Below are 13,617 nucleotides of genomic sequence, written 5' to 3' on the forward strand. Positions count from 1 at the left end.
ATAAAATTTTACAGCATTCGATCATGACCAGCCTAAAACGCACTAGCTCTGACGATCCTGATTTTATAAATCTGGTGGTTTTATTAGACCGGGATTTAAAAATCAGGGACGGAGAAGATCATAGCTTTTACAATCAGTTTAATAAAACCGATACCATAAAACATGTACTCGTTTATTACGAAAATGATGTTGCGACGGGCTGTGGTGCTTTTAGGGAAAAAGAAAGCGATACGGCAGAAATCAAAAGAATGTATGTACACCCTGATTTCAGAAAAAGAGGAATCGCCTCGGCCATTTTGAAAGAATTGGAAATCTGGGCCGCCGAAGCAGATTATACCTGCACTATTCTGGAAACAGGCAAAAATCAGCCTGAAGCCATTTCTCTATACCTAAAATCAGATTATATTATAATTCCAAATTATCCGCCTTACAAGGCAATGGATAATAGTGTCTGCATGAAAAAGACTTTATACTAATGAAAATGACAGCCGAAGCATTAAAGCAAAAAGTGGGACAATTCTTTTTTCCCGCTGTTTTTATCAATGATACCGAAGAAAACATTCAGGAAACCGAACGTTTAATAAAAGAACATCATATTGGCGGACTGACCTTTTTTCACAGCCGTGCCAGTGCCGCAACGAATTACGAAAGCAGGAAAAAAGTGGTTTTTAATGATGACAGCTACGAGAAAATCAAAGCGTTAATCATCCGTTATCAAAAATCTGCTGCTACCCCGCTTTTAATTAGCATTGACGCCGAATGGGGCCTGGCGATGCGTATCGAAAAAACACCGCAGTACCCCTACGCCATCACCCTTGGTGCTTTACCTGAAAATAAAGCAGCTTTAGTGTATGAAGTGGGAAAACAAATTGGTTCTGACTTAAAAGCAGCCGGAATTCATTATAACCTTTCGCCTCTGGCAGATATCAATAACAATCCGAATAACCCCGTGATTGGCTATCGCTCTTTTGGTGAAAATAAAGAAAAAGTAGCCGATTTTGCCGTGGCGTATTTAAAAGGATTGTCTGATGCCGGAATTTTAGGCTGCCTGAAACACTTTCCCGGACACGGAAACACCAATGTAGATTCGCATTTGGGATTGCCGGTTTTAAAGGAAAGCTTAGCAGAATTATTAGACAACGAATTGTATCCTTTCATTAAAGGAATTGAAAATAAGGTCGACTCGATTATGATCGGGCATTTGGCGGTTCCAAGCTTAAATAACGGAAAAGATACTTCGGCAACATTGTCAAAACCTATTATCGAAACCCTTTTACGCGAACAATTAGGATACGACGGACTGGTTATTTCTGATGCGCTCAACATGCACAGCGTTTCAAAATTGTACACAACAAAAGGCGAACTGGAATGGGAAGCCTTCAACGCCGGAAACGATGTTTTGTGTTTTGCTGAAAATGTTCCCGAAGGAATTGAAGCTATTCTGAAAAATGCTTCTCCCGAACGTATCGAAGAGAGCTACAAAAGAATTATGAAATGCAAGGACAAGGTGGGAATCCTGACCGATAAAGCATTTACATCAGGAGATCTGGATTTTGAAAAAACGGCAGCTTTAAACTTTGAAATTGCCAAAAACACCATCACCAAAATCATCGATAATTCAAATACAGCACTGGCTTTTGAAGCGCAGCAGAGCAATCAGTTAGCCAAATTGAGTTTATATAAAGGTGTTGCCAATACGTTCTTCACAACCTTAAATTCAAAACTAACTTCTCCGGAATTTGCTTTTGAAAACTTAGAAAACTCTAGTATTCCGGAAATCAAAAAAGCGCTGGAAAACTTCGAAACCATTATCATTTCGTTATTTGTTCCGAAGGCAAAACCCATGAATAATTTCGAAATACATACTGAAGTTTTGGATTTACTTTCACAGCTGCTGCAAATCAAAAAATGTATCGTTTATGTTTTCGGAAATCCGTACGTTCTACCTGTGATCCCGAATCTTAAAAACGCTTCAGGACTCGTACAGGCCTATCAGGATTTTGAAGAATTTCAAAAAGTGGCAGGAATTCAATTTCTTGAAAATGGCAATTGCAACGGAGCTCTTCCTGTAAATATTGACATTCAGTAACTTACATACAATCTATTCTTAGTCATAATAAAAAGTTATCATTAAATAAATATTAATAATTACATCTTATTGTAAGTCCCCTTACTTATACCCTACTTTTGCACCAAATAAATTTTTAACTTAAAACGAAAAATATGTCTTTAGTAGGAAAGAAATTCCCAAGTATTGCAGTAGATGCTATCTCAGAAATGGGTGACAACTTAAAAATCAATATTTTTGAAGAAGCAGTAAACAACAACAAAAAAGTACTTTTATTTTGGTACCCAAAAGATTTTACTTTTGTATGTCCAACTGAATTACACGCCTTCCAAGCTGCATTACCAGAATTTGAAAAAAGAAATACGATCGTAATCGGAGCTTCATGTGATACAAACGAAGTGCACTTTGCATGGTTAAACACTCCAAAAAACAACGGTGGAATCGAAGGTGTTACTTACCCTATCCTTGCTGATACCAACCGTAACTTATCTAACATTTTAGGAATTTTAGATATCGAATCTACAGAATACAGCGAAGAAACTGACTCTGTAATTGTTGAAGGTTCAAACGTAACTTTCAGAGCTACTTACCTAATTGACGAAACTGGAAAAATCTTCCACGAAAGTGTTAACGATATGCCATTAGGACGTAACGTAAACGAATATTTACGTATGGTTGATGCTTATACACACATTCAGGTTAAAGGAGAAGTTTGTCCTGCAAACTGGGAAGCCGGTAAAGAAGCTATGAGTGCAGACAGAATCAGTACTGCTGAGTATTTGAGCGCTAATTAAGAAAAATAAATTCCAAATTTTTAAAAATTCCAAATTCCAATTTTGGGATTTGGAATTCTTTCTCAAAATCAATAATATTTCAAAATTTAAATTTTTAAATTCTACATCGGAAGATTTGGAATTTGGAATTTAAAATATTGGAATTTAAATTCAAAGATATGTTAATCGACTTAAACGAAGATACGTTAGCAGATTTAGTTGCTAAAAACGAAAAAGTAGTAGTACAATATTCAGCTTCATGGTGTGGAAATTGCCGTATTATGAAACCAAAATTCAAAAAATTAGCCACAGAAAATGAAGCTATCACTTTTGTTTTGGTTGACGCTGAAAATGCTCCGGAATCCAGAAAATTAGCCAATGTAAGCAACCTGCCTACTTTCGCCACTTTTGTAAACGGAAAATTAGTTGGTGAAACACAAACCAACAAACAAGAAGTTTTAATCGATTTAGTTAACGCAATTGCCTAAATAGAGTATTAGATTTTTAGACGTTTAGATTTTTTGAATCTTATCTAAAAATCCAATAATCCAGTAATCTAAAAATCTAAAAAATGAAATTACCCGTAATAAAGCAATTAACGCAGTTTATCGAAGAAAACGATCAGGATTACATCATCGAAACTATTGAAGTTTTAGAAGCTATGACTGAGATTCCTTCTCTAAAAGATGAAGAATTAGATGTAATTGGCGAATTAATTTCAAATATGTATGGTGCACTTGAGGTACATAAAATGGTCGTTCAGGGCACTGACAAAAAAGAAGCCTTAAATGCGTTCATGAAACGTGTTTTGGGTTCGATCGATAAATAATCGGCCTCTCTCCTGAGAATAAAAAAACATGACTAAAGAAACGCTTTCATTCCAAGGGAGCGTTTTTTTTGTTTTCAGGTTTCAGTGTTCAGTTTCTGTGTTCAGTCTCTCCCGATAGCTATCGGGATCAGTCTCAGTTTTCAGTCTCAGTCTCGGTTTTCAGTTTCAGTTATCAACACAATCTTGTCACCCTGAGCGAAGTCGAAGGGCGCACATTAGCTCTGCAAAGATTGAAGATTTACAGGGTCGGAATTTCTTGTATTCCTTCGACTTCGCTCAGGAGGACAAAAAAAAGCTATTTGCTTTCCTTCGACTTCGCTCAGGAAGTCACAACAGATGAAATCTAAAAACATAAAACAAAGTCTACATCGCAAAGACAAATAAAACAAGCAAAAGAAACCTGTTAATCCGCTTAATCCGTGTCATCCGCGTACCAAAAAACCCTAAACTCCTATAACATTCTCCCATTGTATACAAAGACAAATACAAGTCTTAATCTATACTTAAACCCACAACAAATACTTTTAGATTCAAATATTAATCCTTACTTTTGAACCTCATTAAATTAAACAAAAATCATGGCTTCAATAACATTAGGCGGAAATCCCGTTCATACCTCAGGTGAATTACCGGCAGTTGGATCACAACTAGCTGATTTCAAATTAGTACAAAATGATTTATCAGTGGCTTCATTAAGCAATTTCGCCGGTAAAAAATTAGTTTTAAATATTTTCCCAAGTGTAGATACAGGAACTTGTGCCACTTCTGTTAGAAAATTCAACGAAAGTGCCGGTAATTTAGAAAACACAACTGTTTTGTGTATTTCAAGAGATTTACCATTTGCCCAGAAACGTTTTTGCGGAGCGGAAGGATTAGAAAATGTAGTGAACCTATCTGACTTTCAGGAAGGAAGTTTTGGTAAAGCAAACGGACTGGAAATCCTTGACGGACCTCTGGCAGGTTTACATTCCAGAGCCATTATTGTGGTTGATGCTAACGGAAAAATCACGCATACCGAACAAGTTGCTGAAATTGCAAACGAACCCAATTATGAAGCCGCTTTAGCAGCACTATAATAACCGAAATGGAGTTTCAAAAAGACAATACTTTTGTTAAAGGCCGACTTAAAAGCGTAACCTACGCTTTTAAGGGAGCTGTAAAACTAATCAGTACCGAACATAGTGTTATGGTACAATTTTCACTGGGAATACTAATGACTATTGCCGGTTTCTATTTTCATATTTCTCATGAAGAATGGCTTTTTCAGACCCTTGCAATCGGTCTGGTATTAAGCGTAGAGGGATTAAATACAGCTGTGGAAAAAGTAGCTGATTTTATTCACCCTAATTATCATGAAAGAATCGGATTTATTAAAGATATTGCTGCCGGAGCGGTATTTTTTGCCGCAATGACCGCAATCGCAATAGGTTTGATCATTTATATTCCAAAATTTGTATAGGCAATACTAAACGCAAGAATGGCAAAAACAACCAAAAAAGAAACTTTAGACAAAAAAAATACGGCAAAGACAGAGACCTCAAGATCCTGGAGACCAAATAAACAACAACGCTTTGTTTTAGGCTGTCTTCTGGTATTATTTTCTATTGCACTATTAGTGGCATTCATTTCCTTTTACATCAACGGACAAACTGACCAAAGTGCCGTCAGCCAACTCGGCGACCGTACGGAAGTAGTACAAAACTGGCTCGGAAAATTCGGGGCTTTTTTATCCGATCTGATCGTTTATAAAGGTTTTGGATTGGCTGCTTTTATATTTGTGCGCCTCTTTTTCCTAACCGGAATGTTTTTGGCATTGGAACTATCCCTCAGAAAACTAAAAAACATTTGGTTCTGGGACCTGTTTGCTATCATTATTGTTTCTGTTTTATTTGGATTCTTTGCTACGTCTGCACCTGAACTGGGCGGAACCATTGGTTATGAACTTAATTTATTTTCACAGGATTATATCGGAAAAACCGGGACTTTACTGGTCTTGCTTTTTGGACTAATCGTGTACCTGATCTTCAAAATAAAATTATCTCCTGAAAAGATCCAGTCTTATTTTGATTCGACCAAAAACGAAATCAAGTCTGAATTAAGCGCTCTTAAAACGCAGCCACAAGTGGAAAGTGCTTACAATTTAGAAGAATTTGCCGTTGAAGAGCCGGATGAGGAATTAGACAACATTCACTTAAAGACAGAAGACACTCAATTCGAAATCAACAAAGAAGCTTTAAAACCCACTATTTCAAATTCATCAGAAATTGATTTAAATCCGATTTTAAAGCCCCTTCAGATGAATATAAATCCAGTAACACAAACTACTCCGATACATACCGAAGAATTTGTTGTTGAAAAACCGGAGGAAGAAGATATTATCGAAGAAAATCTTGCTTCCCGCCTGGTAGCTGATTTTGGCCTTTTTGATCCTACCCTGGATTTATCGAATTATAAATTCCCAACGATTGATTTATTAAAAGAATATTCAACAGGCGGAATTACCATCAATCAGGAAGAACTTGAAGAAAACAAAAACAAAATTGTAGATACCCTTCGTAACTACAAAATTGAAATTGCACAAATCAAGGCAACCGTTGGTCCATCGGTAACTTTATACGAAATCGTACCGGAAGCCGGAATTCGAATTTCTAAAATCAAAAGTTTAGAGGATGATATTGCGTTGTCATTATCGGCATTAGGAATTCGTATTATTGCGCCAATTCCAGGAAAAGGAACTATCGGTATTGAGGTTCCGAACAAAAACCCTACTATGGTTTCGATGAAAAGTGTCATTGGATCGGCTAAATTTCAGGAAGCTGAAATGGAGCTGCCTATTGCTTTAGGAAAAACCATTTCTAACGAAACTTTTGTTGTCGATTTAGCCAAAATGCCCCACTTACTGATGGCCGGAGCTACAGGACAAGGAAAATCAGTTGGACTGAACGCGGTATTAACTTCCCTTTTATACAAAAAACACCCTGCAGAAGTAAAATTCGTTTTGGTGGATCCGAAAAAAGTAGAGCTTACTTTATTCAACAAAATAGAAAGACATTATTTAGCGAAACTTCCCGATACGGAAGATGCTATTATTACCGACAATGCCAAAGTGGTCAACACGCTGAATTCCCTTTGTGTTGAAATGGATAATCGTTATTCGCTACTGAAAGATGCGATGGTTCGTAATATTAAGGAATACAACGAAAAATTCAAATCCCGAAAATTAAATCCGGAAGCAGGACACCGTTTTTTACCATACATTGTATTGGTCGTCGATGAGTTTGCCGATTTGATTATGACTGCCGGAAAAGAAGTCGAAATTCCGATTGCCCGACTGGCTCAGCTGGCGCGTGCTATTGGTATTCACTTAATTATTGCCACACAAAGACCATCTGTAAACGTAATTACAGGTTTAATCAAAGCCAACTTCCCGGCTAGGATTGCTTTTAGGGTAACTTCAAAAATTGACTCGAGAACTATCCTTGATACCCAAGGAGCCGATCAATTAATTGGACGCGGAGATTTATTATATACCAACGGAAATGATGTAGTTCGTGTTCAGTGTGCTTTTATCGATACACCGGAGGTAGAAAAAATTACGGATTTTATTGGCGGACAAAAAGCATATGCCACCGCTTATTTGCTTCCTGAGTTCGTTGGGGAAGAAACTGGCATCAATCTTGATATGGATATTTCCGAAAGAGATACTTTATTTAGAGAAGCTGCCGAGATTATTGTAAACGCACAACAAGGTTCAGCTTCATTATTGCAAAGAAAATTAAAATTAGGGTACAACAGAGCAGGTCGTTTGATTGATCAGCTGGAAGCTGCCGGGATAGTAGGACCTTTTGAAGGCAGTAAAGCCCGAAGTGTAAACATCTTAGATTTAAGTGCTCTTGATCAATTTTTTAATAATGAACAAAATTAGCCCCATCATGAAAGCAAAAATTCAGGAAATCAACAACAATTCTATCACTAACATGACTAAAAAGTTTTTTCAAATAGCAGTTCTATTGCTTTTGAGTTTCACTTCTATTCAGGCTCAGGATAAGAAAGCCAAGGATTTATTGAATCAGGTAACAGCCAAAATAAAAAGTTACGACAACATTGCAATCGATTTTAAATATTCCCTGAACAATGCCAAAGAGAATATTAATCAGGACAGTAAAGGAAATGTAATTATGAAAGGTAATCAGTTTGTCTTAAATTTCATGGGCGTTACTAAAATTTTTGACGGGCAAAAAACATACACTATCGTTCCTGAGGACGAAGAAGTTACCATTTCGAAAGTAAACGAAAAAGATGATGCTGCGATTACACCTTCAAAAATGCTTACTTTCTTTAATTCCGGATACAAATACAATATGGATATTGTTCAAAATGTCAAAGGAAGAAAAATTCAGTATATTAAATTAGCTCCTACCAATACTAAAGACCAGAGAAAAGAGATTCTTTTAGGTATTGATGTACAGACAAAACACATCTACAATTTAATTGAAACCGGAAAAAATGGAACAAAAACCACTTTAACCGTTAATTCTTTTAAAACCAACCAGCCTTTATCAAAAAATCAATTTACATTTGTAGCGAGCAAATATCCAAAATACTACATCAATAAATTAGACTAATTCAAGGTTGAAAATTTTAGACAAATACTTACTAAAAACTTTTCTGATTACATTTACTACGGTATTTGTAATCCTTTTTTTTATATTCATTCTTCAAACCGTCTGGCTTTTTATCTCAGAACTTGCAGGTAAAGACCTTGATTTGATACTGGTTGTAAAATTCCTCTTATTCTCGATGCCCCGAATCATACCTTTGGTTTTACCGCTTTCGGTGTTACTGGCTTCTATTATGACTTTTGGTAATCTGGCTGAGAATTACGAATTTGCTGCTATGAAATCTTCCGGAATATCACTGCAAAGGGCTATGCGGGTTTTAATCATCTTTATATGTGTGCTGAGTATCGTTGCCTTTTGGTTTGCCAATAATGTAATTCCTTACGCCGAATATAAATTTGTAAACTTCCGAAAAAATATAGCGCAGGCCAAACCTGCTATGGCAATTGCGGAAGGCCAGTTTAATGATGTCGGCACTTACAATATTAAAGTAAATAAAAAGTCCGGTGAAAATGGTAATATTCTGACCGGAGTTACCATCCATGAAAAAGCGAATAGTTTCGGCGAGAACAAAACCGTAATCAAAGCTAAAAATGGAGAATTGATTAGTAATGAAAAGTCCAGTATTTTAAAACTGGTTTTAAATGACGGTTATTATTATCAGGATGTAACGCCAAAAAAATACGAGGATCGTGCTAAATTGCCTTTCGTAAAAGGAAAATTCAAAAAACAGATTATCAATATAGATTTATCAGAATTAAACAAAACAGATGATGATAGTCCCGAAAGCGTCGGCAGCACCAATGGTATGCTTAACGTTAACGAATTACGCTACACCTTAGATTCCCTGAACAAAAATCTAAACAATGAAATCATCTCTTTTTCGGAAAATATCAATCAAAGGGTTGGAATTAAAACTGCTCCAAAAGCAGTAAAACCCGAAAAAAAGAAAAAAGCGATTCCTAACGACATTTTATCGTTATATACCAACAAACAAAAGTCGGATATTATAAAAATGGCGAGCAGCACCATTACCAGCAACATCTACTCTATTGACTCAACTCAGAAAGAACTAAAGGACAAACAAAGGGAAATCAACAAACACTTAACTGCACTATACGAGAAATTCGTTATTGCTTTTGCCTGTTTCTTAATGTTTTTTATTGGTGCACCACTTGGCGCTATTATACGAAAAGGCGGGCTTGGCTTACCAATTGTATTTGCTGTTTTGATTTTTATCACTTTTCACTTCATTAATACTTTTGGAAAAAGACTTTCACAAGAAGGCGGAATGAGTCCTTTTATGGGATCCTGGATGTCTTCCTTTATCTTATTGCCATTAGCCGTGTTACTTACGTATCGGGCTACAAATGATAACGGATTAATCAATTTTGATGCGATTACAACTCCGATATCACAACTATTTCAAAAAATTTCCGAACGGTTTTTCCCTGTTCAAAACAAACAATAACTATGTCAACAACAAAAATACAATTGAATACCATTGAAGAAGCTATAGAAGATATTCGTCAAGGTAAAGTAATCATTGTAGTCGATGATGAAGATCGTGAAAATGAAGGTGATTTTTTGGCTGCAGCCGAAAAAGTAACTCCGGAAATGATCAATTTTATGGCCACACACGGGCGTGGATTAATTTGCACACCGCTGACTGAAAGCCGTTGTAAAGAACTTGATTTACGTGCCATGGTAAGCAATAATACAGATCATATGGAAACTGCTTTTACGGTTTCTGTAGATTTGAAAGGAAATGGCGTTACTACGGGAATCTCTGCTGCTGACCGATCTAAAACCGTACAAGCTTTGGTTGATGCCAATACAAAACCACATGACTTAGCACGTCCCGGACATATTTTTCCCTTAGTAGCAAAACAAGGTGGTGTTTTAAGAAGAACCGGACATACGGAAGCCGCAATTGACTTTGCAAGATTAGCCGGTTTTAAATCTGCCGGTGTTATCTGTGAAATCCTGAATGAGGACGGAACAATGGCCCGTTTACCTCAATTAATAAAAGTGGCTAAAAAATTCGATTTGAAATTAGTTTCTATTGAAGACTTAGTGGCTTACAGAATGCAGCACGACAGCCTGATCGTTAAAAAAGAAGATTTTGATATTGAAACCCGTTTTGGAACTTTTAGACTAAGAGCTTACGAACAAACTACAAACAAACAAATACATATTGCCTTAACGAAAGGAACCTGGAATCTTGGAGAATCCATCTTAACGAGAATAAATTCTTCACAGGTTAATAATGATTTATTAGGTACTTTAACCAATAATGCAGAACAGCAGCTGGATGATATGTTTAAAGCGATCAATGAAAACGGAAAGGGAGCTGTTATATTCATTAATCAGGATATGCAGGCCATAAATCTGTTAAACAGAATTGCGGAGCTTAAAACATTACAGGCGGAAGGCACAATGAAAGCACCAAAAGTAATCATTGACAGCAAAGACTATGGAATCGGAGCTCAGATTCTTCATGATATTGATATCTCTAAAATCAGGTTAATATCGAATACGGAACAAACCAAACGTGTCGGAATGATTGGTTATGGTCTTGAAATTATTGAATACGTAAGCTATTAATACATGGGAACATTAGAAGAAAGAATTACAAAATCGGAAACTCGTATTTTTAAAGCTGTTTTTCCGAGTACAACAAATCATTACGATACTTTGTTTGGAGGTACTGCTCTTCATCTCATGGATGAAGTGGCTTTTATTTGTGCCACGAGATTCAGCCGAAAAAAAGTGGTAACGATATCAACCGGTCAAATTGATTTTAAAAAAGCAATTCCGGCCGGAACGCTAATCGAATTAGTGGCAAAAGTAGTTAGTGTAGGAAGAACAAGCTGTAAAATTCACGTTGATATTTTCATGGAACAAATGTATTCCGAGCTTCGTGAAACGGTAGTTTCAGGAACTTTTTCGTTCGTGGCTGTTGATGAAAACAAAAAACCGGTGCCTGTTTTAGACTAAACGCTTTATTTAACGTAAAATTGTTTTTAAAATAATTACTGATTATGAAGGACTTAAAAATTAATTTAAAATAATCCGTAAAAAAGCTCCCAAAAAGTTTTTATAATCGAAAAAGCACACTATATTTGCACTCGCAATCAGCAAATGATCGCAACATACTGGAGAAATGGCAGAGCGGTCGAATGCGGCAGTCTTGAAAACTGTTGACTGTAACAGGTCCGGGGGTTCGAATCCCTCTTTCTCCGCGAAGGCCCGAAAACAAAGGAAAATAAGATTTTTAAAGTTTTCAAAAAAGGCCAAAAAGAGCGGTAAACCCTGCAAATCCAACGATTTGCAGGGTTTTTTCTTTTATACCGCTTTTCAATATTTATAAAATCGCGCAAAATCTTTGTGGCAAAATCTTGGCACATGGTTTTTTAAGAATTAAAAAAACAGTATTGACAAGGGTTACAGAAGATGGGTTCGGATATATTATAATTGAAGTTCTTTTTATTAGTCACTCTAAATAAAACAATAACTTTTTTACCGCTCAAATTATACCACACGACTACTTAACTTGTGTTCCTGGCTTTTCTCCTGGAGCAATTTGATGTAGTAATCCATCTCCAATAAAAGGATTTCCCCAACCATTTCTGGCTGTTGGATCAACAACAGTTGCGGCCATTATATTCACCATACGTTTAGTATAGGAATTAGTGGGTATCAGATTCAATCGATAATAAGCGTGATAAACCATATTACATACTGAGCCTTGTTCTATAGGCTGACCTCTACCTGTATCAGAAATTTTAGACCATGGTCCCCATCCAGCTCTGCATCTGTAAACGGATACATCAAAAGATATGTCTTGTCCTAAATTATACCTGCACCAATATTCTACACCAGTCAACAAGCGATTTGAACCCAAAGTATATGGTTCTAATCCTTGATTATATGCAATTTCAGCAATCCCTGCCAACATTTCATAAGATGACCAACTATGCACTTGATCACGTCCCGATTCTACATTTTGTCCATTTGCTACAATATTCTTATAAAGTGAGTAATCATTTGGACATCCACTTTTTGAATTAAAAGCTTTCCATGCGTCATTGAATTTTGTTACATTATTAGTAAATACTGCCATTGCCATTGTAGCATACATACAGGATGTACTAAAATTCGCTCCATCGGCAGGATCAAAGCCATCAATAGCAGGGAGGAATATATTAGTCATCATATTCTTGGTTCGTATAATATCTGATTCTTTCCATCCGGAATTGGTATATGCAAGGATTTCACCGGCCTGTGCCCAAAGTGGAGCTTGAATTCCTACAAGAAGTTCTACATAGAAACCAGGGTATTTGACCAGGAATTAATGATGTTTATTGCATTTTGAGTATATTTAGTATCTCCAGTGATGTATCCCAATAATGCCTGTACATAACAAGCTGTAGCATCTTTTCCATGTGCAGCCCAACCAGTAAGATTACTAGTTTCTCCTGAACCGGTGCGAGAAATATTTGGGAAAGGCCCTTTCATCGTATAGTTTAAATTACCTGATGCAGATGCTTTAAGTGCTGCTAATTCTGATTTCCAAGGTTCAATGTTTTGGTTTTCCTTAACAATATTTAATTCATCAAGAGTGGTTAACAAACCAAGATGAACCATTTTTGTTATTGAAGTTCCTTCTGAGTTACCCCCATCTTTGGTGTTACCATTATCTGTTACCTCATCATTGTTTTTCTCACAATTGAGAAAAAAAACAACTAAGCCTGAAAAAAATATAGTTAAAATTCTATTCATAAATATTTGTTTTTATATGTTAAATTTATTCGTCAACAATATTGTTGAGTAAGTCAAACGATTACTAACTTGCTTAATCCACTCACGAGCCATCAGTTCATGACCAAATACAGTTGGATGCACACCATCCCAATACTTTATTCAGGCTTCCTTTTTTTAATTGAACAACATAATCTCTAATAAATGTTTTATTAGTTTCAATCAAATGGACATCGCGGGTTATACCTCCATCAGGGCAAACCATTATGCAAACGCTGATTATCCACTTTAACAATCAGGGTATTATCTTCTTCTTTTACTTTTTCGGTAATTTCGAATTGACAAGGAGTAAATTCTCCTTTGACTTCCTAATTTTTTCGCCATTCAAATATACTTCTGCCAAATAATTTACCACCCCAAAATGGAGAAATAACTTTTTCCCATCTTTAGACTTATGATGAAATACTTTTTTGTATCAAACAAAGCCTTCATAATATGTCAGCTCACATCATTGGGAGTTAAAATCACCGGGGGCTTTTAAAAATGCCCTCCATCAAAGGAACA

Annotated in this window: 14 protein-coding genes and 1 tRNA gene; 13 read left to right on the forward strand and 2 right to left on the reverse strand. The window is 36.2% G+C overall.

All coding sequences use genetic code 11. From position 1 onward, the window contains the following. Positions 1 to 23: 23 nt before the first annotated feature. The 13 genes from HAV12_RS18235 (at position 24) to HAV12_RS18295 (ending at position 11,534) form a co-directional block, all read left to right on the forward strand. Positions 24 to 476: a GNAT family N-acetyltransferase gene (locus tag HAV12_RS18235; RefSeq protein WP_171570914.1), complete on the forward strand. Its 453-nt coding sequence runs from the start codon at positions 24 to 26 to the stop codon at positions 474 to 476. Then, positions 476 to 2,089, forward strand: a complete 1,614-nt coding sequence (locus HAV12_RS18240) for a glycoside hydrolase family 3 protein (protein ID WP_171570915.1) — start codon at positions 476 to 478, stop codon at positions 2,087 to 2,089. Before HAV12_RS18235 ends, HAV12_RS18240 begins: the two co-directional genes overlap by 1 nt. A gap of 134 nt (positions 2,090 to 2,223) precedes the next feature. After that, positions 2,224 to 2,862: a peroxiredoxin gene (locus HAV12_RS18245; protein WP_171570916.1), complete on the forward strand. Its 639-nt coding sequence runs from the start codon at positions 2,224 to 2,226 to the stop codon at positions 2,860 to 2,862. A gap of 158 nt (positions 2,863 to 3,020) precedes the next feature. Further along, entirely contained in the window at positions 3,021 to 3,329 is a 309-nt protein-coding gene (locus HAV12_RS18250) for a co-chaperone YbbN (RefSeq protein ID WP_072964537.1), read from the forward strand. Positions 3,330 to 3,412: 83 nt separating this feature from the next. Beyond that, on the forward strand, positions 3,413 to 3,670 hold the full coding sequence (locus HAV12_RS18255; protein ID WP_017495510.1) for a hypothetical protein: 258 nt from the start codon (positions 3,413 to 3,415) through the stop codon (positions 3,668 to 3,670). A 578-nt stretch (positions 3,671 to 4,248) separates the two neighbouring features. Continuing rightward, positions 4,249 to 4,746, forward strand: a complete 498-nt coding sequence (tpx, locus tag HAV12_RS18260) for a thiol peroxidase (RefSeq protein ID WP_132036157.1) — start codon at positions 4,249 to 4,251, stop codon at positions 4,744 to 4,746. Positions 4,747 to 4,754: 8 nt separating this feature from the next. Continuing rightward, complete coding sequence (locus tag HAV12_RS18265; RefSeq protein ID WP_171570917.1) at positions 4,755 to 5,129, forward strand: diacylglycerol kinase family protein; 375 nt, start codon at positions 4,755 to 4,757, stop codon at positions 5,127 to 5,129. A gap of 18 nt (positions 5,130 to 5,147) precedes the next feature. Continuing rightward, complete coding sequence (locus tag HAV12_RS18270; protein ID WP_171570918.1) at positions 5,148 to 7,595, forward strand: DNA translocase FtsK; 2,448 nt, start codon at positions 5,148 to 5,150, stop codon at positions 7,593 to 7,595. Between the two features lie 7 nt (positions 7,596 to 7,602). Further along, positions 7,603 to 8,295, forward strand: coding sequence for an outer membrane lipoprotein carrier protein LolA (locus HAV12_RS18275; RefSeq protein ID WP_132036162.1), 693 nt, complete (start codon positions 7,603 to 7,605; stop codon positions 8,293 to 8,295). A gap of 7 nt (positions 8,296 to 8,302) precedes the next feature. After that, positions 8,303 to 9,760 (forward strand): LptF/LptG family permease, encoded by a 1,458-nt coding sequence (locus HAV12_RS18280; protein ID WP_171570919.1) that lies wholly within the window; start codon positions 8,303 to 8,305, stop codon positions 9,758 to 9,760. 2 nt (positions 9,761 to 9,762) lie between these two features. Continuing rightward, a complete protein-coding gene (gene ribB, locus HAV12_RS18285) occupies positions 9,763 to 10,896 on the forward strand; it encodes a 3,4-dihydroxy-2-butanone-4-phosphate synthase (protein ID WP_171570920.1) in 1,134 nt (377 codons plus the stop codon). Positions 10,897 to 10,899: 3 nt separating this feature from the next. After that, positions 10,900 to 11,289: an acyl-CoA thioesterase gene (locus HAV12_RS18290; RefSeq protein WP_132036168.1), complete on the forward strand. Its 390-nt coding sequence runs from the start codon at positions 10,900 to 10,902 to the stop codon at positions 11,287 to 11,289. Positions 11,290 to 11,449: 160 nt separating this feature from the next. Then, positions 11,450 to 11,534: transfer RNA gene (locus HAV12_RS18295), tRNA-Ser, on the forward strand. A 302-nt stretch (positions 11,535 to 11,836) separates the two neighbouring features. Here the strand turns inward: HAV12_RS18295 and HAV12_RS18300 are convergent. Both HAV12_RS18300 and HAV12_RS18305 read right to left on the reverse strand, forming a co-directional pair. Continuing rightward, positions 11,837 to 12,508, reverse strand: coding sequence for a hypothetical protein (locus HAV12_RS18300; RefSeq protein WP_171570921.1), 672 nt, complete (start codon positions 12,506 to 12,508; stop codon positions 11,837 to 11,839). Between the two features lie 104 nt (positions 12,509 to 12,612). Next, positions 12,613 to 13,074 (reverse strand): hypothetical protein, encoded by a 462-nt coding sequence (locus HAV12_RS18305; protein ID WP_171570922.1) that lies wholly within the window; start codon positions 13,072 to 13,074, stop codon positions 12,613 to 12,615. Between the last annotated feature and the right edge of the window lie 543 nt (positions 13,075 to 13,617).

The sequence above is a fragment of the Flavobacterium sp. CLA17 genome, assembly GCF_013112255.2.
GTDB lineage: Bacteria > Bacteroidota > Bacteroidia > Flavobacteriales > Flavobacteriaceae > Flavobacterium > Flavobacterium circumlabens.